General features: G+C 62.5%; 30 protein-coding genes and 1 other RNA gene. 12 read left to right on the top strand and 19 right to left on the bottom strand.

The genetic code is table 11. From position 1 onward, the window contains the following. The first annotated feature begins 205 nt into the window (after positions 1-205). The 4 genes from Q1V57_RS02105 (at position 206) to Q1V57_RS02090 (ending at position 3,274) form a co-directional block, all read left to right on the top strand. A complete protein-coding gene (locus tag Q1V57_RS02105) occupies positions 206-547 on the top strand; it encodes an aspartate decarboxylase (protein ID WP_300527251.1) in 342 nt (113 codons plus the stop codon). 414 nt (positions 548-961) lie between these two features. Beyond that, positions 962-1,534 carry a hypothetical protein gene (locus tag Q1V57_RS02100; RefSeq protein ID WP_300527250.1) on the top strand — a complete coding sequence of 191 codons (573 nt, stop codon included), beginning with the start codon at positions 962-964 and terminating at the stop codon, positions 1,532-1,534. Then, positions 1,515-2,708 carry a succinyl-diaminopimelate desuccinylase gene (dapE, locus tag Q1V57_RS02095; protein WP_300527248.1) on the top strand — a complete coding sequence of 398 codons (1,194 nt, stop codon included), beginning with the start codon at positions 1,515-1,517 and terminating at the stop codon, positions 2,706-2,708. The genes Q1V57_RS02100 and dapE overlap by 20 nt, the downstream gene beginning before the upstream one ends. Then, positions 2,705-3,274 carry a hypothetical protein gene (locus Q1V57_RS02090; protein ID WP_300527246.1) on the top strand — a complete coding sequence of 190 codons (570 nt, stop codon included), beginning with the start codon at positions 2,705-2,707 and terminating at the stop codon, positions 3,272-3,274. Before dapE ends, Q1V57_RS02090 begins: the two co-directional genes overlap by 4 nt. On the opposite strand, the gene truA is transcribed toward Q1V57_RS02090, so the two are convergent. Beyond that, on the bottom strand, positions 3,256-4,005 hold the full coding sequence (gene truA, locus Q1V57_RS02085) for a tRNA pseudouridine(38-40) synthase TruA (protein WP_300527245.1): 750 nt from the start codon (positions 4,003-4,005) through the stop codon (positions 3,256-3,258). The genes Q1V57_RS02090 and truA overlap by 19 nt on opposite strands. Continuing rightward, complete coding sequence (gene fmt / locus Q1V57_RS02080) at positions 4,005-4,937, bottom strand: methionyl-tRNA formyltransferase (RefSeq protein ID WP_300527243.1); 933 nt, start codon at positions 4,935-4,937, stop codon at positions 4,005-4,007. The genes truA and fmt overlap by 1 nt, the downstream gene beginning before the upstream one ends. A gap of 83 nt (positions 4,938-5,020) precedes the next feature. On the opposite strand from fmt, the gene Q1V57_RS02075 reads away from it, so the two are divergent. Beyond that, a complete protein-coding gene (locus Q1V57_RS02075) occupies positions 5,021-5,371 on the top strand; it encodes a Kazal-type serine protease inhibitor (protein ID WP_300527242.1) in 351 nt (116 codons plus the stop codon). Positions 5,372-5,373: 2 nt separating this feature from the next. On the opposite strand, the gene Q1V57_RS02070 is transcribed toward Q1V57_RS02075, so the two are convergent. Next, a complete protein-coding gene (locus Q1V57_RS02070; RefSeq protein ID WP_300527240.1) occupies positions 5,374-6,168 on the bottom strand; it encodes a hypothetical protein in 795 nt (264 codons plus the stop codon). 173 nt (positions 6,169-6,341) lie between these two features. On the opposite strand from Q1V57_RS02070, the gene Q1V57_RS02065 reads away from it, so the two are divergent. Both Q1V57_RS02065 and Q1V57_RS02060 read left to right on the top strand, forming a co-directional pair. Continuing rightward, positions 6,342-7,181: a pirin family protein gene (locus Q1V57_RS02065; RefSeq protein ID WP_300527239.1), complete on the top strand. Its 840-nt coding sequence runs from the start codon at positions 6,342-6,344 to the stop codon at positions 7,179-7,181. 18 nt (positions 7,182-7,199) lie between these two features. Further along, positions 7,200-8,174 carry a glutathione S-transferase family protein gene (locus tag Q1V57_RS02060; protein ID WP_300527237.1) on the top strand — a complete coding sequence of 325 codons (975 nt, stop codon included), beginning with the start codon at positions 7,200-7,202 and terminating at the stop codon, positions 8,172-8,174. On the opposite strand, the gene Q1V57_RS02055 is transcribed toward Q1V57_RS02060, so the two are convergent. The 3 genes from Q1V57_RS02055 to rmuC all read right to left on the bottom strand — a co-directional run bounded on the left by Q1V57_RS02055 (position 8,171) and on the right by rmuC (position 11,221). Continuing rightward, positions 8,171-9,139, bottom strand: a complete 969-nt coding sequence (locus Q1V57_RS02055) for an alpha/beta hydrolase (RefSeq protein WP_300527236.1) — start codon at positions 9,137-9,139, stop codon at positions 8,171-8,173. The two genes, Q1V57_RS02060 and Q1V57_RS02055, sit on opposite strands and share 4 nt — an antisense overlap. 81 nt (positions 9,140-9,220) lie before the next feature. Next, a complete protein-coding gene (gene def, locus Q1V57_RS02050) occupies positions 9,221-9,745 on the bottom strand; it encodes a peptide deformylase (RefSeq protein ID WP_300527235.1) in 525 nt (174 codons plus the stop codon). Between the two features lie 81 nt (positions 9,746-9,826). Continuing rightward, positions 9,827-11,221 (bottom strand): DNA recombination protein RmuC, encoded by a 1,395-nt coding sequence (rmuC, locus tag Q1V57_RS02045; protein ID WP_300527234.1) that lies wholly within the window; start codon positions 11,219-11,221, stop codon positions 9,827-9,829. A 131-nt stretch (positions 11,222-11,352) separates the two neighbouring features. Between rmuC and Q1V57_RS02040 the strand changes: the two genes are divergently transcribed. Further along, a complete protein-coding gene (locus tag Q1V57_RS02040) occupies positions 11,353-12,471 on the top strand; it encodes a GNAT family N-acetyltransferase (RefSeq protein WP_300527233.1) in 1,119 nt (372 codons plus the stop codon). 95 nt (positions 12,472-12,566) lie between these two features. Next, positions 12,567-13,697 (top strand): PQQ-dependent sugar dehydrogenase, encoded by a 1,131-nt coding sequence (locus tag Q1V57_RS02035; protein ID WP_300527232.1) that lies wholly within the window; start codon positions 12,567-12,569, stop codon positions 13,695-13,697. Here Q1V57_RS02035 and Q1V57_RS02030 read toward each other — a convergent pair. The 6 genes from Q1V57_RS02030 to Q1V57_RS02005 all read right to left on the bottom strand — a co-directional run bounded on the left by Q1V57_RS02030 (position 13,694) and on the right by Q1V57_RS02005 (position 17,609). Next, positions 13,694-14,416: a queuosine precursor transporter gene (locus tag Q1V57_RS02030; RefSeq protein WP_300527231.1), complete on the bottom strand. Its 723-nt coding sequence runs from the start codon at positions 14,414-14,416 to the stop codon at positions 13,694-13,696. The genes Q1V57_RS02035 and Q1V57_RS02030 overlap by 4 nt on opposite strands. A gap of 75 nt (positions 14,417-14,491) precedes the next feature. After that, positions 14,492-15,097, bottom strand: coding sequence for a recombination mediator RecR (recR, locus tag Q1V57_RS02025; RefSeq protein WP_300527230.1), 606 nt, complete (start codon positions 15,095-15,097; stop codon positions 14,492-14,494). A gap of 16 nt (positions 15,098-15,113) precedes the next feature. After that, on the bottom strand, positions 15,114-15,437 hold the full coding sequence (locus Q1V57_RS02020) for a YbaB/EbfC family nucleoid-associated protein (RefSeq protein WP_300527229.1): 324 nt from the start codon (positions 15,435-15,437) through the stop codon (positions 15,114-15,116). Further along, positions 15,434-17,209, bottom strand: coding sequence for a DNA polymerase III subunit gamma/tau (locus tag Q1V57_RS02015; protein ID WP_300527228.1), 1,776 nt, complete (start codon positions 17,207-17,209; stop codon positions 15,434-15,436). Before Q1V57_RS02015 ends, Q1V57_RS02020 begins: the two co-directional genes overlap by 4 nt. Before the next feature lie 38 nt (positions 17,210-17,247). After that, an RNA gene (gene ffs / locus Q1V57_RS02010) (signal recognition particle sRNA small type) lies at positions 17,248-17,346 on the bottom strand. A 44-nt stretch (positions 17,347-17,390) separates the two neighbouring features. Continuing rightward, positions 17,391-17,609, bottom strand: a complete 219-nt coding sequence (locus tag Q1V57_RS02005) for a hypothetical protein (protein WP_300527227.1) — start codon at positions 17,607-17,609, stop codon at positions 17,391-17,393. A 118-nt stretch (positions 17,610-17,727) separates the two neighbouring features. Between Q1V57_RS02005 and nudC the strand changes: the two genes are divergently transcribed. Next, complete coding sequence (gene nudC, locus Q1V57_RS02000; protein ID WP_300527226.1) at positions 17,728-18,648, top strand: NAD(+) diphosphatase; 921 nt, start codon at positions 17,728-17,730, stop codon at positions 18,646-18,648. Positions 18,649-18,726: 78 nt separating this feature from the next. Here nudC and Q1V57_RS01995 read toward each other — a convergent pair whose 3' ends face one another. The 3 genes from Q1V57_RS01995 to Q1V57_RS01985 form a co-directional block, all read right to left on the bottom strand. Beyond that, positions 18,727-19,299, bottom strand: coding sequence for a carboxymuconolactone decarboxylase family protein (locus Q1V57_RS01995; protein ID WP_300527225.1), 573 nt, complete (start codon positions 19,297-19,299; stop codon positions 18,727-18,729). 256 nt (positions 19,300-19,555) lie between these two features. After that, positions 19,556-20,068, bottom strand: coding sequence for a porin family protein (locus tag Q1V57_RS01990; protein WP_300527223.1), 513 nt, complete (start codon positions 20,066-20,068; stop codon positions 19,556-19,558). Positions 20,069-20,302: 234 nt separating this feature from the next. Next, positions 20,303-20,815, bottom strand: coding sequence for a porin family protein (locus Q1V57_RS01985; protein ID WP_300527222.1), 513 nt, complete (start codon positions 20,813-20,815; stop codon positions 20,303-20,305). A 303-nt stretch (positions 20,816-21,118) separates the two neighbouring features. On the opposite strand from Q1V57_RS01985, the gene Q1V57_RS01980 reads away from it, so the two are divergent. Beyond that, entirely contained in the window at positions 21,119-21,778 is a 660-nt protein-coding gene (locus Q1V57_RS01980; protein WP_300527220.1) for a cytochrome c family protein, read from the top strand. A gap of 74 nt (positions 21,779-21,852) precedes the next feature. On the opposite strand, the gene Q1V57_RS01975 is transcribed toward Q1V57_RS01980, so the two are convergent. The 3 genes from Q1V57_RS01975 to Q1V57_RS01965 are packed head-to-tail and all read right to left on the bottom strand — an operon-like array spanning position 21,853 to position 24,445. After that, positions 21,853-22,710 (bottom strand): NlpC/P60 family protein, encoded by an 858-nt coding sequence (locus Q1V57_RS01975; RefSeq protein WP_300527218.1) that lies wholly within the window; start codon positions 22,708-22,710, stop codon positions 21,853-21,855. After that, on the bottom strand, positions 22,650-23,051 hold the full coding sequence (locus tag Q1V57_RS01970; protein ID WP_300527217.1) for a MarR family transcriptional regulator: 402 nt from the start codon (positions 23,049-23,051) through the stop codon (positions 22,650-22,652). The genes Q1V57_RS01975 and Q1V57_RS01970 overlap by 61 nt, the downstream gene beginning before the upstream one ends. 35 nt (positions 23,052-23,086) lie before the next feature. After that, on the bottom strand, positions 23,087-24,445 hold the full coding sequence (locus Q1V57_RS01965; protein WP_300527216.1) for a M17 family metallopeptidase: 1,359 nt from the start codon (positions 24,443-24,445) through the stop codon (positions 23,087-23,089). Positions 24,446-24,555: 110 nt separating this feature from the next. On the opposite strand from Q1V57_RS01965, the gene Q1V57_RS01960 reads away from it, so the two are divergent. Then, complete coding sequence (locus tag Q1V57_RS01960) at positions 24,556-25,353, top strand: tetratricopeptide repeat protein (protein ID WP_300527215.1); 798 nt, start codon at positions 24,556-24,558, stop codon at positions 25,351-25,353. Here the strand turns inward: Q1V57_RS01960 and Q1V57_RS01955 are convergent, their stop codons facing one another. Then, positions 25,354-25,869, bottom strand: coding sequence for a hypothetical protein (locus Q1V57_RS01955; RefSeq protein WP_300527213.1), 516 nt, complete (start codon positions 25,867-25,869; stop codon positions 25,354-25,356). Positions 25,870-25,933 lie beyond the last annotated feature (64 nt).

Genomic DNA, 25,933 nt, shown 5'->3' with positions numbered 1-25,933 from the left:
ATAATGTCCCCATTTAGTCTACGGGACATTCAATCGCAGGGCGGTGCTCGCAGCCGGCTTGCCCCGCGGTTACATTTTACACATTATTTCAGATGATTAATCAAAGTCTGTGGGACGCCTGACCTGCGCCACCCCGCCGCTATCGGAGGGCCGTCGAATCTGGTGAAATGGAGATTAATCCAGATCAGTAAAGAAGGGCCGCGCCATGAGCGATGAAATGATCAAAGACAAACCGGCGGCAGCAGATCCGGCAGCGCCCTATGGTTCCGCCGACAATCCCTCGGAATTCGACGTGCTTGGCCGCATGGGCAAGGACGAGCCGTATTTCATCATCCGCGGCGGTGATCCGCTGTCGGACGCACTGGTCGAACTGCATGCCTATATCGGTGCGGGCCAGACCGGTGCCGCGCATGACACGCTTGAGCGTATCCTCGCCCTGACGGCACAGAACCCGCCGCGCCCGGTCGGTTCGCCGAAATATCGCGAGACGTTCAAGATCTCGGTCTCCATGGAGCGCTATCGCGAGACCCACGGCCGCTCGCACTGAGGCAGCGCCTGCAGCGGGCAAGCTGCTCGCTTCCTGACACCAGAACCCGGCGGGTATCCCACCTGCCGGGTTTTGTTTTGACCCAACCGGTCGGCGCCAGCCCGCGGCCCTATGGAGTCGCGCTTGAGGTTCTTGCTGAGCGGAGCCCGCAAGAGGCCCGCGAGCATCTGCGCTCGCCCGCTCGCAACCGCACCAATACCCCGTTCAATCCGCTCCTCCAGACCGCAGGCGGGAGGGGGGTCGAACCGTATCTCGACCGCAGATTGGACGGCAAATCGAGCCGCAATAGCGGCCTCGCACGCGGGTTTTACAATCCTTATAAGGGATATTATTGAGTTTTGACGCGCAACAGTTAGGATGGATGAGGGTTTTCTGGCTGTTGACCGGGCATCGGGTAGGCGGGGGGCAGGTTTCATGACAGCAAGGGTCGAACTGGACCTCGAGAGCTTCAAGTCCGTGGAGCAATTGCGCCAATCAGTGGATGAAACCCACCTTGATATTATCAAGCGAGCTCTGATGATTGCCCACGATCATCAAACCGGAATCGGCCAGGCCGGCCAGCTCGTTTCACAGCCCTCCGGCCAACCGCAAAGTGCGATCGCGACTTCCGATTCCCTGCGCGTTTTCTTCCCCGACTATGAGTGCACCCGCTCGACTGGACCCCGGCTTGTTTCCTTAGAAGGGAAATACATCTATGCGGGCAGCCAGAAGTCGGCTTACAAAGGCGTGCTCCGCTGGCTTGGAGACAGGAACCCCGGACTGCTGGAAAGACTGTCGCGTGAAGAAGTGCGCGGACGCCGTATTGTTGCTGCTGCACCGGCCCGGCTCTACCCCCGCTCACCGCATCTTGCAAAAACCGCTGAAAGCCTGGTGGACGGCTGGTTTGTCGACATTAATTTATCCAAACAGCAAAAGCTGACCCGGATCAAAATCGCCTGCCATCTGGCGGGCCTGCACTATGGACAACATGTCGAAATCGATTTCTGACGTCGCGGCGGCGCCGGGGCGCGTCTGGGCCGACCCGCTGCCGCTGGCCCGCCGCCTGATCCAACGCCCCTCGATCACGCCGACCGACGCCGGTGCACTGGATGTCATGCAGGAAGGGCTCGAAGCGCTGGGTTTTGACTGCCGGCGCATGCCTTTTGATGACGTCGACAATCTCTATGCGCGGCTGGGAACAGCCAGTCCCTGCTTCATGTTTGCTGGCCATACCGATGTTGTGCCCGCCGGCGATGAAGCCGGCTGGACCCGGCCGCCTTTCGCCGCGGAAGAAGAGGATGGCGTGCTCTGGGGCCGAGGCGCGGCGGACATGAAAGGCGCGCTGGCGGCCATGGTTGCCGCTGTGCAGCGCTTTCTCGATGCCAAGGGTCAGCCTCAGGGGTCGATCGCCTTTCTCATAACCGGCGATGAGGAAGGCTGGGCCATCAACGGCACCCGCAAGGTGCTTGAAGCCCTCGATGCGGAGGGTATCACTTTCGACCATTGCCTGGTCGGCGAACCGACCAATCCGCATGAGATGGGCGAGGTTATCAAGTCCGGCCGTCGTGGTTCGCTCAATGGCCGCATCACGGTCAATGGCCGTCAGGGCCATGTCGCCTATCCGGAGCGGGCAGAAAATCCGATCCCTCCGCTGCTCGACCTGCTGAACCGCCTGCAGGCACGCGAACTGGACCAGGGCCATCCGCCTTTCCAGCCATCCAATTTGGAAATCATTTCCGTCGATGTCGGCAATGAGGCGACCAATGTGATTCCGGCCTCGGCCGAGGCGCGCTTCAATATCCGTTTCAATATCAAGCATAAGGGCGCCGAGCTGGCACAATGGATCGAGAATGAGGCGGCCAAGATCGACCTCTATTTCGACGGCACGATCGATCTCGACCTGCGCATTTCCGGTGAGGCTTTCCTGACCCCGGCGGGTGAATTCACCACCCTGATCCAGGACGCTGCAGAAGCAGAAACCAGACGTCGACCGGCGCTGTCGACCGGCGGTGGCACCTCGGACGCGCGCTTTATCCAGGCCTATGGCCCGGTAGCTGAGTTCGGCCTTGTCGGCGCGACCATGCACCAGGTCGACGAACGCGTCGATATCGCCGATATAGAGTGCCTGACCGCGATCTATACGCGGATCCTGGAGCGTTATTTCGAGGACACGCCGGCATGATAAGGCTCGCCGCCGAGGCCTTCCTATCCTTGAACAGCCTCTACAAGGCCCTGACCTTCAAAAAGGACTGGCAAACCGGGCTCGATGTCTCATCGCGGGGGCTTTGGCATTCCTTCGCCGCGGCTTTGATCTGCCTGCCCTTTTTCCTGCTCATCCTCGCTGGTGGCAGCCGGATTGGCTTGACTGAACAGGTCGCCCCCTTCTGGTGGCACTTCCTTCTGTCCTGGCCGCTTTTCATGCTGGTTGCCGGGGTGATCACCCGCCTGCTGGGCGCCACTGAACGCTTCACGCCCTGGGTCGTGATGCACAATTGGGGCGTTGTCTGGCTCTACGGCATCCTCGCCGTCATGTGGTCCCTGCAGATATCCGGCCTGATCGATGTGACCACGCTCGGCGTGCTGCTGGTCTTTGTCTATGACTATGTCCGCCTGCTGGTTCACTGGCGTATTGCCTATCTGGCGCTGGGCACACCGACGATCACCTCGGCCCTGATTGCCGCCGTGCCCATCCTCGTCAGCGAGATTCTCGGAGTCGGACTGATCCGGATTTACGGCGCCGGCGGGTAATCGACCGCCGTCAGGTAAAGCCCGTCCGGCGGGGCAACGGGCCCGCAGCGCTTGCGGTCGGCGGCATCGAGAGCCGACTTGAAATCCTTCGGCGTCCATTTGCCCACCCCGACCTCGACCAGCGAACCGGTGATCGAGCGCACCTGGCGATGCAGGAATGAGCGTGCCTCCACCGTGATCTGGACTTCCTCGCCCAGGCGCGCAACCGAGGCCTTGTCGATGGATTTGACCGGACTTTCCGCCTGGCACTGGGCATCACGGAACGTGGTGAAGTCATGCGTGCCGATGAGGTATTGCGCGGCGGCGTGCATCGCCTCGGCGTCGAGCCGCTTCGGTACCCGCCAGGCCTGGCCACGATCCAGGGTCAGCGGCACGCGGCGGTCAATGATGCGATAAAGATAGGCCCGGTTGACGGCAGAGAAGCGGGCGTGGAAATCCTCATCCACACGCTCGGCCTCGACCACGGCCACCGGATTGGGCTTAAGATGAAAATTCAGCGCGTCGCGGACCTTGTCCTCGGCCAGATCCTTGACCAGGTCGAGATGCGCCACCTGCCCCAGTGCGTGAACGCCACTATCGGTACGGCCGGCGCCCTGAACGATAACGGGGGCACCATCGAGCTTGGTGGCGGCCTGTTCAAGCGCGCCCTGGACCGAGGGTCCATTCTCCTGGCGCTGCCAGCCCTGGAAGGGGCCGCCATCATATTCGATTGTCAGCTTGTAGCGCGGCATCAGGCGAGCTTGGTCCCGGCCGGAACCGGCGTGCCACGCAGGAAGTCCTCAGCCGCCATGACGCCCTTGCCCTCGCGCTGAAGCCGGGTGAGACGCAGCGAATCCGTTCCGCAGGCAATGGTCAATTGGTCGTCCAGAGCTTCACCCGCATTTCCGGACTCACCGGCTTTTTCTGCCATCAAAACCTTGACGCGCACGGGCCCCTTCTCCCCGCCCAGCTCGAACCAGGCACCGGGGAAAGGCGACAGCCCGCGAATGTGATTGACCAGCTCTTCGGCCGGACGGTTCCAGTCGATACGGGCCTCGGCCGGGGAAATCTTCTTGGCATAGGTGGCCCCCGCTTCATCCTGAGCCACGGCTTCCAGAGAGCCACGTTCCAGGGCCGACAGGGCCCGCGACCACATCAGGGCACCGGCATCGCGCAGCTTGTTGTGCAGCGTTCCGGAGGTATCTTCCGGCGCGATCTTCACGCTTTCCGACAGCAGGATCGGGCCGGTGTCGAGCCCCGCCTCCATCTGCTGTATCTGCACACCTGTCACGTCATCACCGGCCATGATGGCGCGCTGGATCGGCGCGGCCCCGCGCCAGCGCGGCAGCAAGGAGGCATGCAGGTTGAGACAGCCATGGCGCGGTGCATCGAGCGCCGCCTGTGGCAGGATCTGGCCATAGGCGACAACGGCCGCCACATCGCAATCGAGCGCCTCGAAATCGGCGATGACTTCGGGGTCCTTGAAGCTTTTCGGCGTATGCACCGGGATACCGAGGATTTCGGCCAGCTGGTGCACCTCGGTTTTCTGCTCGGATTGCCCCCGGCCCCGGCGGCGCGGCGGCTGGGTATAGACGCGCACAACCTCATGGCCTGCCGCGGCGATCTCGGCGAGCGAGCGAGCGGCAAAGTCCGGCGTGCCCATAAAGGCGATACGAAGTGTCATGCAAAACCCCGTGCGTCATGTCACATTCAGATGGCTGGCGTTGTGATACGTCAGCTTGAAGACCCGCGCCAAGGGGGGAGGACATGATGACCCGGATTGCAGCCCTGATCGCCTTTATATTCCTGGCCGCCTGCCAGGCCACCTCACCGGAACCGCCGGCCGGGGAATTGCCCGTGCGCGAGCCGGTTGAAGTCGGTGGCCAGTGCGGCGGTATGATGGGGCTGGCCTGCGCCGGGGAGAATACCTTCTGTGACTATTCCCCCGATGCCATGTGCGGCGCGGCGGACCAGATGGGCACCTGCCGCGAAATGCATCCGATGTGCACCCGCGAATACCGCCCGGTCTGCGGCTGCGATGGCCAGACCTATTCCAATGCCTGCGTCGCCGCATCCAACGGCATCAGCGTCGCCAGCGAAGGGGCCTGCGAAAGCTAGCCCTATTCATGTCCCCCGGGCGCCGGCGGCGCCTCGACCGGGCGGGTCAGGTCAAACTCGGCCGCGAAATAGCGCTCCGGACGGCTTAGCTCATAGGTGAAGCTCGTCTCGGTGACGGTGATGGACCAGGTGTTTTCCATCGAGGCCGGGATGTTTTCCCGTTCGAACAGCTCGCGCGAATAAGGATCGGCCGGAAATTCCATACGGCCCGGCGTGGAGAAATCCGTGCCCGTGCCGCCATACATGGTCAGCACGTCCGCACTGCCATCCTCATGCCGGTGATCATGCTTCAGCGTCACCGACCGGTTCCAGCACTGGGCATCCATCATGATGACTTCCTGGCCGTTGAGCTGGGTCGGACCGGGGGCGAAATGCGGACAAATGCCCGGCCAACCCTCATAGGTCAGGATCCAGGTGCGCGAACGGTTTTCGCCGACATGCAGCGGCACGCGGATCTCGTCATCGCTGCACTCGCGGAAATGAATGGTCAGCACCTCGGCGGCCCAGTCCGCATCACGCGGGTCGTCCGAGATCACCCGCCCCTCAAAGGCCTGCCCGCAATACGGGCGCAGCTGGTTGAACACCGCTGGCGGTCCGAGGCGAACGACCCGCGGCATCCACATTCCGTTGATGATATTGGCATCGTCCACTTCCGGACCAACCGCCAACTCCGAGCTGGTCTGAGCCGACTGCGTAGCAGCCGGTGTGGTCACCGGAGCAGCCGTTTCAGGCGCGTCCTGCGCGCCTTGGCCACAGCCCGCCAGGGCCAGGCCGGCCGCCAGAATGATGATCCGCATGCTTTGTCTCCCGCCAGGCGACCTGTGTGATCGCTAACAACGTCCCCACGCAAACCTGAGATGCCCCAGCGTGCGGGTCAACCTCTTCCGGTGCGGAAACAGAGCCTTTCCCGTGCCGGCGATGGCGAACGCGCCGGATTGGCCTATCTGTCTGAGCGACAAAGGAGCGCGTCATGCCTGATACCCAACTTGATCTGACCCACCGCCCGATCATCAAGGTCTCACGCGGCATCCCGACCTCGGACGGGGCCGGAGTGAAGCTGACGCGCATGCTCGGCCATCAGGGGCTGATGCAGCTCGACCCCTTCCTGATGCTGGACTATTTCTCGTCGGACAATCCGGGCGACTACATCGCCGGCTTCCCGGAGCACCCGCATCGCGGCTTTGAAACCGTGACCATCATGCTCGAGGGCAAGATGCGTCATGGCGACAATAAGGGACATTCCGGGGTCATCGAAGATGGTGGCATACAGTGGATGACCGCGGGACGCGGCATTGTGCACTCGGAAACGCCGGAACAGGTTGATGGACGGATGTGGGGTTTTCAGCTCTGGGTCAACCTGCCCGCCAAGCTGAAGATGACCAAGCCGGGATATCAGGAGTTTGACAAGACCCAGATCCCGGTCGATCAGCGTGAGGGTGCCCGGGTACGCGTCCTGGCCGGCAAGATTGCCGGCGGGCTGAAAGGCCCTGCCAGGAGCGCGGCGATCGACCCGACCTTGCTGGATGTGACCCTTGAGCCGGGTGCTCGGTTCGAGGAAGCCATCAGCGATGACCATACGGCCTTTGTGGCGGTCTATCGCGGCGGGCTGAAAGGCATCGACGCCCCCAATCTGGGCGTTCTGGGCAAGGGCGATCTCGTCAATCTCGAGGCCGGCAAGGACGGCGCCAGCTTCCTCCTGGTAGCCGGCAGGCCCATCAATGAACCAGTGGCACGCTACGGGCCGTTCGTGATGAATACCGAGGCCGAGCTGCACCAGGCCGTGCGCGACTTCCAGACCGGCAAATTCTAGGCGTTTCAGGAGTTTATCATGGGGCTTCTCGTCGACGGCAAGTGGCAGGACAAATGGTATGATACCAAGGCCTCGAAAGGCCGCTTTGTCCGCTCCGAGGCGCAATTGCGGAACTGGATTACGCCGGATGGCGAACCCGGACCGAGCGGACGTGGCGGCTTCAAGGCCGAGCCGGGCCGCTACCACCTCTATATTTCCTACGCCTGTCCCTGGGCCCATCGGACGATGATCTATCGTGCCCTGAAGGGTCTGGAGAGCATGATCACGGTCTCAGTCGTGCACTGGTATATGGCAGAGAACGGCTGGACCTTCGCCCAAGACAAGGACGGGATTGTCGGCGACGACCTGTTTGCCAAGGACTTCATGTATGAGGTCTATCTGCAGTCCGAACCGGACTATTCCGGACGCGTCACCGTGCCGGTGCTGTGGGACAAGCAGACCAATCGTATCGTTTCCAATGAAAGCTCGGAGATCATCCGCATGTTCAACGCCGCCTTCGACGGTGTTGGCGCCAGGCCGGGTGATTACTATCCGGAGGACAAGCGCGCCGAGATCGATGCCATCAATGCCCGTATCTATGGCACGCTGAACAATGGCGTTTACCGCTCCGGCTTCGCAACCAGCCAGGACGCGTACGAAGAAGCCGTGATGCCGCTTTTCGAGACGTTGGACTGGATGGAGGACATCCTGTCACGCCAGCGCTTTCTCACGGGCGAAAGCCCGACCGAGGCCGATTGGCGCGCCCTGCCGACCCTGTTGCGCTTTGATCTGGTCTATTTCGGCCATTTCAAATGCAATCTGCGGCGCATCACCGATTACCCCAATCTTTGGGGCTATACGCGCGACCTGTTCCAACAGCCCGGCATCGCCACGACCTTCAACCCGGAGCACGCGCAAAAGCACTATTATGCCAGCCACGGCACCATCAATCCGACAGGGATCGTACCCAAAGGACCGGTCATCGATTTCATGGAGCCGCACGGTCGCGGCTAGGGGGCGCCGATTAGGGCACGAATATGCCCTGCCACCGCGTCCGGTGCATCCACATGGATGGCATGCGATACGCCATCCAGCGCGACGAGCCGGGCATGTGTGGACAGGCTGGTCAAATCCCGCGACAGGCGACGCGAGCGTTCCGCGAGCCGTTCCGAGGTCCATATCTCGTCGCCATTATAGCTGCGCGCATTCGCGAAGATGATGGTCAGCGGAATATCGCCGAGATGATAATCGGACCAGTGTTGGCCAATATATTCCAGCTCGTCAGAGAAGAATGTTCGCAGCCCCTGCGGCTGGCATATCGGTTGATTATAGGCGAGCCGGAGAATTTCGGCATCCGCTTCCGGCCAGTCCCGTGTAAGTTCACTGACATCGCGCTGCGGCGTAAAGCATCGCGTCTCAATACCCGCTGGTATCGGCTCGCGCGATACAGCCGGCACTCGACGCCCGCTCTGGCGCGTTCGCACTGCTTGCCAGGCGAAACTGCCATCCGCGGGATTGCGATAACGCAGCATCATATTGGGATGCGAGGAGTCGACGAGCACGACACCGGATACGCGGTCGCGGAATTGACGGGCGAACTCCAGAGCCACCAAGCCGCCACGCGAATGCCCGACCAGAATAAGCGGCCCTTCGGCATCCAGTTGAGCCAGCGCACGTTCAGCGTCAAACGCCTGTTGCCGCAGCGTCGCGTTCAAGGGCGCAAGGTCGGACCAGCCTGCACCCGGGTCATCGAATGCGAGATGGCGCCCTTCCCCTGCCAAGGCATTCATTACCGGCAGCCAGATTGCGGCCGCATTGCCCGCACCGTGAAAATAAACGACAGTCGCCGGCCCCTGGCCGCGTTCAATCACATGCAGCCGGTACCCGCCCAGCTCAACTTGGGCACCGGGCGCTGGGTGGATTTCTTGAGCCATTGCGGTGAGCGCAAGAGCCAAAGCCGGAATTGAGAATGTAAACATTATGACGCTCCCGCAGCCTTTCCCTTCTAGGCAGGCCGGAGGAACCGCTCAAATATCCATTTGGTAATCGAGGAGCCGGGATCAGGCCGCGTCGCGGGCCTTGTCCTTTTCCAGCTTTTTCACCTTCTGTACCGCGCGCTGACGCTTCAGGCGCGAGAGGTAATCGATGAAGAGCACGCCTTCGAGATGGTCCATCTCGTGCTGGATACAGGTGGCATACATGCCCTCGGCGATCTCCTCCACCTTGTTCCCGTCATAGTCGAGATAGGTGATCTTGATGCGGTCGGGGCGGTCGACGCTTTCATAATAGCCCGGCACGGACAGGCAGCCCTCTTCATAAGGACGCAGGCTGTCGGACGGGTCGGAAAGCACCGGATTGACGAAGAATTTTGGCGCCGCTTTTTCTTCCGGACCGGACAGATCCATAACGATGATGCGCTTGGGCACACCGACCTGGATCGCTGCCAGACCGATACCATCAGCCTCGTACATCGTCTCCAGCATGTCATCCATGAGTTCACGAAGCTCGTCGTCGACGCCGTCGACGGGCTTGGAGATCTCTTTCAAGATCGGATTCGGTACGGTCAGAATTTCACGAATAGCCATGAGCTCTAGATAAGGGCTGGGGCTTAACCGATCAAGAATGTGACGGAGCCTTGCGCCTGCTATAGCGACTTTTTTGCACCCTCACTCCACTGCCTCGGGTGCCGCCAGCGCCCGGGCGCTCTCCTCGACCTGTTTCGGTGTGTCGATGGCCGAGGTGGCCGCGGCATTGAGCTCGGCCAGCTTGCGACCGCTGACCAGCACCCGGCTCTCGAGCGAAGAGACCGCCTTGTTGTAGTTCGATGTCGCCGACCGCAGCCCCGAGCCAACGCGATCAAGATGACCGGCAAAAGTGTTGAGACGGTCATACAGCTCTGCCCCGAGATCGGAGATTTTCTGGGCATTATCCTCCAGCGCCTGCTGACGCCAGCCATAGGCCACCGCCTTGGCCAGGGCGAGCAGGGTCGCGGGCGTGGTGATGATAACGCCCGCCTTGATCGCCTCGTCAAAGAGGTTGGGGTCCTCATCAATCGCGGCGGCATAGAAACTCTCACCGGGAATGAACAGCGCCACGAAATCAATCGCGCCATCAACGGCCTGGGCATAGTCCTTCTTAGCCAGTTGTTTGACGTGCGTCTTCACCTGCGCGGCGTGACGGCGGCGGGCCTCCTTCTCACTCGCCTCGTCCGGCGCTTCAACCGCGTCAAGATAGGCGGTCAGGGCCACCTTGCTATCGATCACGAAACGGCCGCCGCCCGGCAAACGGACAACAAAGTCGGGGCGCAGTTTGTCGCCCTCGGTATTGGCGGTCTGGTGCTGGCTTTCATAGTCGATACCGCGCGTCAATCCGGCGAGCTCGAGGATGTTCTCGACCGTACGCTCGCCCCACTGACCGCGCGTGGTGGAGGAACGCTGCAGGGCGTTGACCAGTTTCGCGGTCTCCTGGTGCTGGCGGTTGAGCCCTGTGGAGAGATGACCGATCTGCTCGGCCAGTCCCGATTTATCGGCCAGGCGCTGCTTCTCCACCGCCTCGACCTGCTCACGCAAAGCCTTGAGACTGTCGCCAACCGGGCTGACCAGGCTCTTGAATTCGAGCACGGCCTTTTCCTGCTGAGCGCCCAGATTGGTCTTGGCGGTTTCGGCCAGTTTCTTCTGGCTCGTTTCCAGGACTTCGCCGGCCAGGGCCTTGAACTTGTCCTGGATATCGCTGCCCATGGCGGCCAGCTGTTCCTTTTCACGGGCAAAGGCGCGTTCACGCTCATCCGCTGAGGCTTTCATCGCCGCAACGGCTCGATCCGCCTCGGCGCGATGGCCGCGCTCCTCGGACAGTTCTTTTTCCAGCCCCTCGATGCGTCGCGCCTCCGCCTCGGCCTGCAAGCGCGCCGTCTGGCTCTCACTCAGCCGCTCGCGGGCCTCAGTCAGCTCCGTCTGTAACTGCCCCGCACGAGCGGTCAGCGTGCGTGTCCAGACCAGCAGGGCCGCAGAAATGGCGGCGAAGACGGCCAGACCGGCGAAGGCGGAAACAGCGAGTACATCCATGACACATATCCGAATCGTTCAATTGCCCCTGATGCTAGCACGCGTGAGGCGACAAAAGCGGTCACCCTGCTCGCTTCACCCAATCGGCCTGCAGCTTGCATTTCCCGCCTCAGGAGAAACGGAGACCTGAAATGCGCAGCCGGATCGTTTCAATCGGAGACATTAGCGCGGACGAGATCGTCCAGTGGAATGCCTGGGCGGCCCCGAACGGGACGCTGACCAGCCCGTATATGCGCTATGAATTCGCCGAAACCGTGCACTGGGCGCGCGGCGATGTCCGGGTCGCCGTGTTCGAGAACGAGAACGGCCCGATCGGTTTCCTGCCCCATCACGCGCCACGCGAGGGTGTCGCGCGTCCGGTCGGGGCTCCGATGAGCGACTATCAGGGCGTGATTGCAGGGGATTATTCCCAGTTAACGCCGAAAAAGGTCGTTGCTGCGACTGGTGCCTCGGCTCTGGTGTTCGACAACTGGTATTGTCCGATGGGCGGCCACAAGCCGAGCCGACGCGGCCGCGAAGGATCGGTCATCGCTGACCTGCGGGATGGGCCGGACGCCTATTTCGCGGCGCAGAAGGCGATGTTCAAGGATCATTTCAAGAAGACCGCCCGCCGCGCCCGGGCCGCCGAGCGCGAGTTCGGCCCGGTCCGGGTGGAGCTCGGCGATGCATCAGGCGAGGCCTTCGCTCAGCTCGCAGCCTGGAAACAGAAACAGTATCGCGACACCGGCAAGCTCAATGTCTTCGGCATCAGCTGGGTGCAGGACGTGTTACGCAATCTGCGCCGCCGCGAAGGCCAGGAATTTTCCGGCCTGACCGCCTCGCTCTGGTTCGGCGACCGTCTGGCCGCGGTCGAGTTCGGCCTTGTCGCCGATGATATGTATCACTCCTGGTTCCCGGCCTACGACCCGGAGCTGAGCCGCTTCTCGCCGGGCCTCCTGCTGCTGCACGGCCTGTTCGAGGGCGCGCCGGACCGCGGGCTCAAGCGCATCGATCTGGGTCGTGGCGGACAGCACTACAAGAAGTACTATGCCAGCTATGAAGTGCCGCTCGACCAGGGCCGTTTCCTCAAGCCCGGCCTCGCCTCACTCGGCATTGCCAGCTGGGAAACCGGCGAGAAAGCCGTACAGGCGCTTCCGGCACCACTGGCCAACCTGCCCGGGCGTGCCCGCCGCCGCTGGGCCCAGGTCAGCGCATTCGAACCGTCCTGGGGGCCGCGCCTGGCGAATTTCGCCGCCTCATTCTCGCTCTAGGCGCGCTTTAGCCGCCTATTAGGACCACTTCAGTGCGGCCTTTGCCTTGCCCCATTCTTCGCCCTATCTAGAGCGCAATGATAGGGAGAGACTTCATGCGTCGTGTTCTTGCGCTTTCCGCCGCCGCTCTTGTCCTGGGCTCTGCTGCCCACGCTCAGGAGGTCATCGAATCCACCCAGGCGGACTTCCGCGTCGCGAGCGTCGCTGAAGGCCTGGAATTTCCCTGGGGCATGGCCTTTCTGCCCGGAGGAGCGATGCTGGTCAGCGAACGTGAAGGCCGGCTGCGTTATGTCGATGAGAACGGCCTGCGCGAGCAGGAAGTCTCCGGCCTGCCGGACGATCTTCTGGTCGAACGCCAGGGTGGACTGCTCGGCCTCGCCCTGCACCCGCAGTTCGAAGATAATCGCCTGGTCTATTTCGCTTATTCTGCCGGAACACCGGCTGCCAATCACACGGCACTGGGCCGTGGACGCCTGAATGAAGACGCGACCGCGCTGACCGATGTCGAGGAGCTGTTCCAGGTCAATTTCGACAAGGAGCGCGGCTTCCATTTTGGCGGCCGCATCCAGTTCCTCACAGACGGTACGCTGATGCTGACCCTGGGCGATGGCGGGCTCCACCGGAATGAGAGCCAGAACCTGGCCAATCATCTCGGCACGCTGGTGCGGCTCAATGATGACGGGTCGGTACCGTTCGACAATCCCTTCGTCACCAGCCGTGGCGCCCAGCCGGAGATCTTTTCCTACGGCCACCGCAATATCCAGGGCATCGCCATCAACCCGGACACCGGTTCGGTATGGACACATGAGCACGGCGCGCGCGGCGGCGACGAGATCAACATCGTTGAATCCGGTCTCAATTATGGCTGGCCGGCCGTGACCTATGGCATCAATTACAATGGCTCCCCGATCTCCGACGCAACTGAGGGCGAGGGTTATGAGGAGCCGATCTGGTACTGGAACCCGTCCATCGCCCCGTCCGGCATGGCCTTTTACCAAGGCGACGCCTTCCCGGGCTGGCAGGGTGATGTCTTTGTCGGCGCCCTCGCGGGCTCGATGCTGGTGCGTTACGAGGTCGATGGCGACCGCGTTATCGGCGAAGAACAGCTCCTGACCGAAGCCGGTCACCGGATCCGCGACGTGCAGACCGGTCCGGACGGTTACATCTACATTCTGACAGATGATCTCGATGGCCAGGTCCTGCGCCTGGAGCCGGCGACGCGCTAACCCTTGAAGTCGAACAGCTTTCTTTCTGTCGCCAGATTGCGCAACAGGTAGACGAGCGGCGTGTCGAAGGCGGCGACGAGCAGTTTCACCACGATCTGGCCGATGATGAGACTGCCGATCGCCGTCCACGGCATGGTCCAGCCAAAAGCGGCGACGATGAAGAAGACGCTGTTGAACACCTGAGACAGCATGGTCGAGACATTATTGCGCAGCCATAACAGGTTCTTCCCTTCCTGACGTACATGCAGGAAGTGGAACAGGAAGACATCGACCAGCGCACTGATACCAAAGGCGATTACCCCGGCTATATTGATGCGCAAGGAGCTCCCGAGCACGCCCTCAAAGGCCTGCTGGCGCTCCGGCGTCCAACTGTCGGCGACACCGAGGAAACCGACGACGTTCTCGGCATAAAGCGCCACCAAGAACAAAACCAGGATGACGAAACGCATGGCCAGGCCGGCAAACACGACCATCAGCGCCGTCGCCCGCCCCCAAACCTCCGAAATCACATCAGTGGCCAGATAGGTCAGGGCGAAAGCCAGTGATCCGGCCGGAACCAGAAGCTCCCAGCCGAGGATCGAAACTGTATTGATCTTGATCGCTGTCACCGCGGCAGTGACCAGCGAGACCATGAACAGGCCAACACAAAAGATCAGCACGAAATCGCGCCGGTTGATGCGCTCTGCGCCCAGAAATCTCGGCTTAGTCTGATCCGTCATGCAAAGCCCCGCCCCGGACGCGAGAGTGCGTCCTCTACAAAGAGTAGGGCGATTTTGCAGAAAGCATAGAAAAATTCAGACGCTGGACCGGCTCTTGAAGGCCGCGGCCAGAGTGCCGTCGTCAAGATAATCCAGTTCGCCACCGACCGGGACACCGCGCGCCAGCGAGGTCACGCTGACCCCGGCACTCTCAAGGCGATCGGCGAGGTAATGGGCGGTGGTCTGTCCGTCGACCGTGGCATTGAGCGCCAGCACGATCTCGGTCACCTCGGGATCGGCAGCCCGCTCGACCAGCCGGGCGATATTGAGATCTTCCGGGCGCACACCGTCGAGCGCCGACAATACGCCGCCGAGGACGTGATAACGGCCCTTGAAAGCCCCGGCCCGTTCCAGGGCCCACAAATCACCGACCGTTTCCACAACACAGATCGCATTCGCCTGGCGGCCGGCGGCGCTGCAGACGGAACACGGATCGGACACATCCAGATTGCCGCACACGGAACAGGCGGTGATCTTGTCCGCTGCATCGGCCAGCGCATCGGCCAACGGGCGCATCAGCGGGTCGCGCTTGGACAGGAGGAAGAGCGCCGCTCGGCGCGCCGAACGGGGGCCGAGCCCCGGCAATTTGGCCAGAAGCGTGATCAGACGTTCAATTTCCGGTCCGGCAGAAGCGCTGCGCATGACTCTGGTCCGCTGGCTAGAAGGGCAGGTTCATGCCCGGGGGCAATTGCAGGCCGCCGGCAGCTTCTTTCATGACCTCGCGCTGAGCCTCCTCGGCCTTGCGGCGGGCATCATTATGCGCCGCAATGATCAGGTCTTCGAGGATCTCCGGCTCCTGCGGATCCATCATCGACTTGTCGATCTGCACGCCGCGCATATCGCCCTTGGCCGTGAGCGTGACGCGGACCATGCCGGCACCGCTTTCACCGGTCACCTCGGTCTCGTCCAGGCGCGCCTGCGCCTCGGACATTTTCTGCTGCATTTCCTGCGCCTGCTTCATCAGGCCCATCAGGTCTTTCATGCCTTATTCTCCGTCGATGCGGGCGCCGCGTCCTGCGGGACATCCGCGGGCGGCTCGATAATGCGTTTCAGCGTGGCGTCGGGGAAGAGTTCCATCGCTTGCACAAGTGCCGGGTCCTTGAGCGCCTGCTGGCGCCGTTCTTCCTTTTCGCGCTGGCGGCGCTCGAACCAGGTCTCTCCACCCACGGCCTCGACGTCAGCGAGAATGGCCCAGCGTTCGCCGGTCCATTCCAGCAGCCGCCGCGCCAACTTCTGCGCCAGGTCGGAGGGTGCCTCCTCGGCGGGCTGGAAGGTCATGCTCGGCGGTTTGAAGCTGACCGGGCGGACGAAGCGCTCGACATCGGACTGCAGAGCGATATCGCGCTTTTGCTGCAGCATGCGGATCAGGTCTTCAAAACTGTCCAGACCCGGGAAGGCAGGTTCTGCGGCAGCGCTTTCGGGAATGGCAGGCGGTGCGACCACCGCCTCGACCTGTCGCTCAGGCTTTCCCGGCGCCTCCATGGCCGCCGGAGCGGGTGCATCCGCAGGAGCCGGCGGGGTTGAGGCCAGCAGGCGTGCCGCATCTTCCGGCGCTGGCAGCCCGGCAGCGGCGATCAGGCGCAACAGCGTCATCTCCGCTGCGGCCAGGGCATCCGGCGCGGCGCGGACATCATCGAGCCCGGTGAGCATGATTTTCCAGAACCGGGTCAATTGACCCAGGCTCAAGGGGCCGGCCAGGGCGACAAGCCGGTCAAGCGTTTCCGCGCTTTCACCCAGATCGGCAGCGGAGCCGACCGCCTTTACCCGTGACAGGGCGTGGATGTATTCCAGCAGATCGCGCGAGATCACGACCGGATCGCCACCGGCATCATAGAGCGCAGCGAGTTCGTGGATGGCATCGGAGGTGCGCACCTGCAGCGCATGCTCGAGCAAGTCGAGCACGCGCGCCCGGTCGGCCAGCCCCAGCATGTCGCGGATCTGTGCGGCATCGACGGCGGCATCGCTGTCAGCACCTTGCACAATGGCCTGATCAAGCAGGGACAGGGCGTCGCGCACCGAGCCTTCGGCGGCACGCGCGATCAGCGAGAGCCCGTCACGCTCGACATTGGCCCCCTCCAGACCGCAAATGCGGGCCAGATGGTCGGTCAACACCTCGCGATCGATCCGCTTGAGGTCGAAACGCTGGCAGCGCGACAGCACGGTGACCGGAACTTTGCGGATCTCCGTCGTCGCGAAAATGAACTTGGCGTGCTCCGGCGGCTCCTCGAGCGTTTTCAGCAGGGCATTGAAGGCCGAGGTGGACAGCATGTGCACCTCGTCGATGATGTAGACCTTGTAGCGCCCGGATACCGGCGCATAGCGCACACCATCAAGAATTTCCCGGATATCGCCGACACCGGTCCGCGAGGCGGCATCCATTTCCATAACGTCGACATGCGCCGAGCGGGCAATGGCATCGCAATGCTCACCGCGTTCGGTGAGTTCCATATGCGGCGCGTCGACGGTCTCACTCTTATAGTTGAGGGCGCGCGCAATCAGGCGTGCCGTCGTCGTCTTGCCGACACCGCGTACACCGGTGAGCATATAGGCATGAGCGATACGGCCGGCGGCGAAGGCATTGGTCAGGGTGCGTACCATGGCATCCTGACCGATCAGGTCTTCGAACGTATCGGGACGGTATTTGCGCGCCAGGACCTGATAGCCCTGATCCACCGGCGTCTCCGGCAGATCGAGACCGGGCATGAGAGGCGCGTCCGCTCCTGGGCTTTCGGTCTGGAGCGGCGTCTCGTCCATGCGGGCTCTTGGGGGCAGAAGTTGCGGTACGGCGTTTAAGTGGAAGACCGGACAGCGACCCGGACCGGAACTCGTTACGGCTGCTTCCTTCCGGACCTGACCGGGTTGGCGAGGGATCCGTCCACCGCCGATCTTCCACAGTCTATATCGCGCGCGTAATCGCTGCGCGCAAGGGATGGGGTCACTGCAAGCTGGGAATTTCCGCACTTCGTCGCCGTGCGGCCGCCGCCAGGAAGTCGGCATGGGCATCCAGAGCGCCAACCAGTTCGAGCTCGCCACCAGCGGCGATCAGCACTTCGCGCCAATAACTCACCACGCGCGACTGGGTCTCCAGCCAATCCCTGACGGCTTCGCTTGCCGCATCCCCCGCCGGCGGACGGGGCGTAAAATTCGAACACATATCGGCACCTCCTGACCCGACAATATGCGACTCATTCTCAATCGCAATTTTTTTTCCACTGGGAACTGGCCTTTCGCGACAACTGGCCGCACATGTTGGCGAAATGGGAGGACCGCTGATGAATGACCGCTCACGCCTGGCCGGCCGCCAGCCCATGGTGTTTGCCGGATCGCCGATTGATCGCTGCGAGATCACGCGCCGCGACGAAGGCGCCCTCGCTGCGCTGCAGGACGATCCGCATGCCCGCATTCTCTTCCTGCACAAGGGAGACCCGGCCATGACCATGGAGAGCCGGCTCGACTGGCGCCCGCTCGATACAGCCATGAAGGCCCTGGTGACCCCGCCGCTGATCTTTCTTGGCCGCGACGCGCACGGCCCGCTTTTTACCGCCGAGGTCATCGAGGATCAGATCCACCCCGACACCACACCGCATATCAATGCCCGGCGGGCTGCGATGATGCTGCCGCACGAGGAAACCGCGATCTTTGCCCAGGCCAAGAGCCTGCTCGCCTGGCATGAACGGCACGGCTTCTGTGCCAATTGCGGCAGCGCCACCGGGGTCGCGGCGGGGGGGGCCAAACGGGCCTGCCCGTCCTGTGGCGCCGAGCATTTCCCGCGCGTCGACCCGGTCGTGATCATGCTGGCCACCGATGGTGATCATTGCCTGCTCGGGCGGCAGGCCGCCTGGCCGATGGGCATGTGGTCTGCGCTGGCGGGCTTCGTTGAACCGGCGGAGACATTGGAAGAAGCCTGCGCCCGGGAATTGCGCGAGGAAGCCGGTGTTGAGGCTGATATCGCCGCGATCGAATACATCTTCACCCAGCCCTGGCCTTTCCCCTCCTCCATCATGGTCGGCCTGGTCGCTCCGGTTTTGAATAATGCCGTGAAGGTCGACACGCACGAGCTGGAAGATGCCCGCTGGTTCAGCCGGGATGAGTTACGTGTCGCTTTGCAGGGCGGCCACCCCATGATCAATGTCCCGCCATCCATCGCAGTCGCCCGGCGCCTGGTTGAACTCTGGGTGGATGAAGCCATCTGATACCGCCCTGCGCACAAAAAAGCGGGCCGGCAAGCCGGCCCGCAGGCAGTCTAGGGAGGGTTTAAATGGGAACCTGGCCTATTCGGCGAGCTGCAGGATCGGCTTGCTCCAGGCCATGGGCTTGAACGCATCGTCCAGCGGCGTTTCAGCCAGCCGGTGGGTGTAGTTCGACATCGTCTTCAAGGAGACGCCGGTGATCACTTCAAGCACATTGGCCTTGGTGAAACCGGCTTCGAGGAAAGCCTCAAGTTCGGCCGGCTCGACCAGTCCGCGCTGTTCGACCACGAGGGTGGTAAAGCGACGAAGCGCCTCCAGACGCATATCATCAGCAATTTCGCGCCCCTCTCGGATGGCGAGAAGGATTTCGCGATCCAGCCCGATATTGAGGGCGATGGTGGAATGCACCGGGACACAATAATGGCAGCCATTCTCGACGCTGGTTGCCAGCAGCACGACCTGCTGCTCGACCGGGCTCAGGGTGGTCTGCCCGAATACCGTTGACAGTGTGGTGTAAGCGTCGAGGGCAGCCGGGGCTGCGGCCAGTTCAGCCATCAGGTTTGGCACGAAGCCATACTTGGCTTTGACGGCACGAAGGCCGGCTTTCGACTCGGCGGGGGCATTGGTTTCATCGAAACGGGTAAAGGCGGTCATGGAGAACCTTTCTCACGTGATTTCACGTGCATGAACCTGTCCGCCACTGGCTGCGTCCCGGGGGCAAACGCAACCAGGGACGCGCGATCCGGACGGCCAGGATCACGCTTCCGGCCTTCATCTGGTATCGCTACAAAACTCTATCACACTCCAGCCGCAAGAGCGAATCCCTTCGCAAACGCAACAGAGCCGCTCCGGTTGGGAGCGGCTCTGCAGGACCAATGGCAGGTCAGTGTCGGGTCGGGGTCACCCGGCCTTAGCCACCAAAGCGGCGAACATAGGAAACGCCGTAGAACTGGGTGCTGTCGTCATAATCAGCCCAGGTGTAGTCGAAGCGGACACCATTGGCGTCATCAAGGAACCACTCGGCTGCGACACCGGCGGCAAAGGCGCCGTCATCTTCAGAGGCTTCGAACCCGGCGAAATCAGCTTCCACTTCTGCGTGGACATAGCCGGCGCGGGCCAGGAGATTGACGCTGTCGGACGCCGCATAGCGGTAAACGCCATAGGCGCCGAAGGTGTAGTCGAGCTCGACATTGACGTCATTGCCCAGCACGTCGACCGTCTCATCGCCGAGACCGAAGCCGAGCTGGCCTTCAAGGCCGAAATTTTCGTTGAAGAAATAGCTGCCGCGGAACACTGCCGTGTCGAATTCGACAGCATCGAAATCGGCGGCTTCATAGCCGGCGGAAAGGGTGAAGTCCTGTGCCTGCGAAGCAGCGCCAAGGGTGAGAGCGGCGAGAGACGCCGTGATAGCGGTACGGATCATGGGGGGAGATACCTTTTCGTTATAATTCAAGGACAGGCCGGAGCGGCTGTCGTCCCGTGCCGCGCATGTGGCGAGCCCCCATGTCCGGTGCAAGCCGGATACTGCGGAAACACTCTTTATCCTGCAGTGACAAAATCGTGAGCGGTTGTTGGCGGCGTGTGTCGAACACAAAAAAGGGCCGCTCCGGAAGGAGCGGCCCCGTTTCAGGCATAGCGGCCGGATGGCCGGGAATGCTTAGCCGCCGAAGCGACGGACGTAGGAAACGCCCCAGAAGCTGGCTGCTTCGTCGTAGTTCGCCCAGGTGTAGTCGAAACGCACACCATTGCGGTCATCCCAGAAGGTCTCAGCAGCAAGACCAGCAGCGAAAGCACCATCGTCTTCGCTAACTTCGAAACCGTTTGCGTCTGCGCTGATTTCAGCGTGGACATAACCGGCACGGAACAGGAAGTTGAAGTTGTCGCTGCTTGCAACGCGGTAGACGCCGAAACCGCCGATGGCGTAATCCATGCTGACGTCAACGTCAGTGCTGAGGATGTTCACCGTGTCGTCGCCGAGACCGAACATGGCCTCGCCTTCAAAGCCCCAGTTCTCGTCGAAGAAGTGGCCATAGCGCACGGACGCGGTGGTGAACTCGGCACCATCGAAGTCAGCAATGCCGAGGCCGGCAGAGAAGGTCGAATCCTGAGCCTGAGCACCAGCTGCAACAGACACCATCAGCGCAGACGCGCAGAGAAATTTGCGGAACATATTGAAGTTTCCCCGATAATTAACTTGGCACAGGCCCCACCAGCCCGGCCCTGCGCGCATACACACCGTGTTCTGGCGCGATTTACAAGTAAATGGATTTTACATCCTGAGATCGCAGAGCAATCGTTGCAAAAACAACACACTTCATGGTTGAAAAACACGACTCACCGCACGCCCAGCGGACTCAACACCTGCCCCGCGTCTTCTTACCGCATGCAGTTGGCGGTGCTCCGCTGTTGCCTGTCAGCGCGCTGCATGCCAAACACGGGCAAATTTCGGCTGACTGATGAATTGGGGGCGTCGATGGGCGAACTCTTCTGGAACAAGGTGGCAGGTGTCGTTATCGGCGCTGTCCTTGTCGTACTTTTGATCATGGAACTCGGTCACATGCTTGTGCCGAGCCACAGCAAGGGCGAACTGACCGCCGAGAACACGGCTTATCCGTTCGACTGGGCGGCCATTGAGTCCGGCTCCACCGGAGCGGCCATGGAAGAAGTCGATACCGGTCCGGTTGATTTCGGCCTGCTCCTCGCCGCGGCTGACATCGGCGCAGGCGAGCGTGTGATTCGCCGCTGCGTGTCTTGCCACACGGTTGAAGAAGGCGGCGCCAACGGCACCGGCCCGGCTCTGTGGGATGTCGTCGGACGCGCCATCGGCGGCGTCGACGGCTTTGGCTATTCCAGCGCTCTGGGTGAAATGGGCGGCGAGTGGTCCTATGAAGCCCTCTACGGCTTCCTGGAAAGCCCGGCCAATTACGCTCCGGGCACAACCATGTCCTTCCGCGGCCTGGCGCAGCAGGAACAGCGTATCAACCTGATCGCCTATCTGCGCAGCCTGTCGAACAATCCGGCCGCGCTGCCTGACCCGCTGCCGGCAATGGAAGAAGCCGCGCCGATGGACGAGGCACTGGCTGAGGGCACCGTGGCTGAAGAGGCCCCGGCAGAAGAGCCGACCGAGCAGTAAGCTCGGCGCACGCGACAACAAGAAACCCCGGAGCTCGCTGCTCCGGGGTTTTTTCTTTGTCCGGCACCAACCGATCAGACCGCGGGAGGGCGCGCGATCATGCGGACCGGGTTCTCCTTCTGACGGATACGCGCTTCCGCTTCAGCAAAGGGCTCCAGCGTGGTGTCCATGGTATGGGCGTTGGCATGCAGGAGATGCTCGCTGTCAGTCATGATACCGACATGGCCGGGCCAGAACACGACATCGCCGCGCTCACGGGCGCGGTCACCCGTCACATCGCCCCAGCGCGCCTTGAGAAACCCCTCCTGCTGATCGGCATCGCGCGGCGCGGCGATACCGGCCGCCACCAGTGCCATTTGCACCAGCCCGGAACAATCCAGGCCCAGGCTCTCCTTGCCGCCCCACAGGTAAGGCGCACCGAGAAAGCCCTCGGCCACAGCAACAAAGTCCGCTGCCGCATAATCGAGCGGCGCGCAGTGATCACTGACGACCCAGCCCAGATTAGCGGCTTCGACAAAACGCCCTTCGGTACGGCCGGACTGGAAGCCGGCATTGAGGCTGATCAACGCCGCCGGCGGTGATTTGAAATCCGGTTCGGAGAACGCATAGGTGCGCAGCGCGACCACCTTGCGGTCGACGGGATGAAGCTCGCGGCTGAGCCCGCTCACCTCGACCCAGCCGACATAACCATCGGCGCGGGAATAGCCCCAGGCCCAGCCATCGCGCTCGTCCAGTACGGCAAAGCCATCACCGAACAGGAGCTGGTCATCCATGCCGGCCAGACGGTCCGGGCCGCGCCGGATCGGCAACACCGGATCAATGGCCTGGTACTCGATCGGGTCAACGAAGCGCTCGGCTTCGACCTGGCCTTCTAGATGGCTTGCTGCAAGGTCTTTTCTTGCGGGTGTAAGTCTTGGATCCAGGACGGACACGTAGCGGTTTCCTCGGCACGATGAGCGACGTTTTCACCGTAATCGTACAGGAAGACCGCCCCTTTGACAGTGCGATGTACCGAGACATCACGCTTGTCGGCGCGGTCGCGCTTGCGGCGCACGAAACCGTATTTCTCCAGCACGTCCAGAGCGCGCGTGACCGCCGGTTTGGGCAGATCAAGACGGGAGGCCAATTCGCGCACGGCATGAGGGCCGGGGCGCATGAAAATGGCCAGGAGCACGGCGAACTGCCGGGCGGTGAGATCGAAAGATGCCTCGCGTACGGTATCGGCCGAAACGCGATGCATCATTTCAAGCGATTGCATCGCTTGAGACGCCATGACGGACTCCTATAGACGCGAGTTGAAACTTGGCGTCAGTTTTGGAATCGAGTCTTGAGCAAAAAGTAAACGGCTCGAACCGCTTGAATCTCGCCGCCTTTTGGACGGCCCGGTTTCGGCTTCGGGTTCCAGGCAAAGATATCGAAGTGGGCCCAGACCGATTCGCCGACGAATCGGCGGAGGAAAAGCGCGGCAGTTATCGAGCCGGCCATCGGCGTCGGCGCGCCATTGACCAGGTCGGTAAACTCGCCGTCCATTTCGCTGTCATAGCCATCCCAGAGCGGCATACGCCACACCGGGTCGGAAACCGCAGCTCCGCCCTCGGCGATACCGGCGGCCAGATCCTCATCATCGGTATAGAAGGGCATCACCTCTGGGCCCAACGCCACCCGCGCCGCACCGGTCAGGGTGGCGAAGTCGAGCAGGAGTTCGGGATCATCCTCGGTCGCCCGCACCAGGGCATCGCCGAGGACGAGACGCCCTTCCGCATCGGTATTGTCGATCTCCACGGTCAGGCCATTACGCGCCGTGAGCACATCGCCGGGACGGAAGGCGTTGGAGGAGACGGCATTCTCGACAGCCGGGACCAGCAGGTGAAGCCGGACCGGCAGATTGGTCGCCATGATCATGGAGGCCAGACCCATGGCGTTGGCCGCGCCCCCCATATCCTTCTTCATCAGCCGCATATATTGCGCCGCCTTGAGATCGAGACCGCCGCTATCGAAGCACACGCCCTTGCCGACCAGCGCGACGCGCGGATGCGAGGGGTCACCCCACTCCAGCTCCAGCAGGCGCGGCGCTTCAGCGGCGGCGCGTCCGACCGCGTGGATCATCGGGTAGTTCTGGGTCAGCAGGTCCTCGCCTTCAGTGACCCGCACCTCGGCCCCGAAACGCCCGGCCAGAGCACGGAACGCCGCCTCCAGTCCGACCGGTCCCATCGCATCGGCCGGCGTATTGACCAGATCGCGCACCAGCCAGGCCGCCTCGCCCACAGCCTGGGCCGTGGCCATATCGCATGCGTCGGGCACCACCAGGCGCGCCGGCTTGCGCGCGGCCTCCTTATAGCGGGTGAACTGATAAGCCCCCATCGCCCAGGCAATCGCACCGAGCGTGGCATCAAGCGTTTCAGGCAGGCCGGTGAGCTGCCAGTCCCCCTCCGGCAACGCGGTGGAGGCATTGCCCAGGGCGAACGGGTCCGTGCCGCTGCCCGCACCCAGCCAGGCATCCACCTCGCCGCCTTCCGGGAAGCGCACACTCTGGCCCGGCTTGCCCTTGAAGTCTGCCGCCAGCCAGCGCTGGGCCTCGGGCAGGGTGTCAATCGCCGCCGCCGCCTCACCAGCCGTGATCAGGCGGACGCGCCGCGCGCTTGTCGAGGAATTGAGAAGAACGTCCATGGGGTAAGCCTTTCTGCCAGCCGGGCGGGTGCGAGTTAACGCATTTTTGACCCGCAGCGCGCAAGTTCAAGGCGTACCCGCAGTCCTGTTCGCCTGCCCGAGGTCTTACCATGCCCCGCCTCCTCGTCACCCTTGCCGTTTCCGCCTTTGCCCTGTCGGCCTGTGCGACAACGTCCTCGACATCTGATGAGGCCGCCTTCGCGGCAGATATGCAGAATTCCGGAGATATCCTTCCGGCGTCCCGGGCCGAACGCGATGCCATTCGCAGCCAGGACCTTCTGACCCAGGCCACCTTCTGGGCCGAGGCTTACGAGCTCAACCCGTCCGACAAGGAAGCCGCCACGGAGCTGTCCGACACGCTGCGCCAGCTGGGTAATACCCAGCGCGCTGCAGAAGTGGCGCAGCAGGCCCTGGCACTTTATCCGGATGATGTCGAACTGCTGTTCGCCTTCGGCAGCGCGGCCGCCGCCTCCGGGCGTGGCGCCATGGCGCTGGAATCGCTGCAGCGCGCGGCCGTCGCCGCTCCAGCGGACTGGCGTATCCATAACGCGCTGGGCGTTGCCTATGAACAGAGCAGCCAGAGCGAACGGGCCCTGGCCAGTTTCCAGGCCGCGCTTGAGCGCGCGCCCGGCGAGCCGGCGGTGATGTCCAACCTCGCCCTTTCCTACGCCCTGGCCGGCGATCCGGCCTCGGCCGAACGCCTGCTGCGCGAAGCCATGATCCGCCCCGGAGCGGACGGCACGGTGCGGCAGAACCTCGCCCTCGTCATTGCCCTGCAGGGCCGCTTTACCGAAGCAGAAGAGATGGCGCGGGTCGATGTGCCGACGGAGATGGCGGAAGCCAATATCGCCTTTGTGCGCTCCATGCTGACCTCGCGCCGGCGCTATGACGCGCTGGCCGACAACTAGTCAGCTCATCGCCGGCGGCGGTGGGGGCGGCGAGGCCGTCTCAGGCGCTTCCGGATCAAGCTTGCGGAGCGGGAAGTCGCTGCGCAATTCCGGGTCCACCAGGGTGTGATCGAAGCGGAAATCCTCGACCAGTTCACGCAGTTCAACCGGGGCCTTGCGGTCCTTGGTCACTTCGCTCGAACGATACAGCGCGTAAAGCCGCAGATAATTCTTGTCGTCCTTGGACAGGGACGTGTCGTCGAGACGGCTGCACACAGCGACGAGTTTGGATGTCCCCGATCGCCGCCGGCCCGATTTGAGATCGATCATGGCGCCGGCGAGGCCGGTCTTCCAGCCGACATCGGCGAAATGGGTTTTCGGTGCGCCGGACAGAGCCGAACGTGCACCATCGAGATCCTCGGCATTGAGGGCCTGCATAGCCTCACGGACCGCTTCCTGAGCGGTCTCGATCTGCTCGCGACGTTTCTCCGCCGATTTGCGCCCGGAAAACATGGGCTGGGTCCACCTGTGCAACATGAAGGCTCACTATTCAAATAGCGCGCCAAATCACTTTCGTCACAGACTATTGAAGCGGATTATG

It is taken from the genome of Maricaulis sp. (assembly GCF_030149425.1).
GTDB lineage: Bacteria > Pseudomonadota > Alphaproteobacteria > Caulobacterales > Maricaulaceae > Maricaulis.
This window is presented reverse-complemented; position numbering and strand designations above follow the sequence as displayed.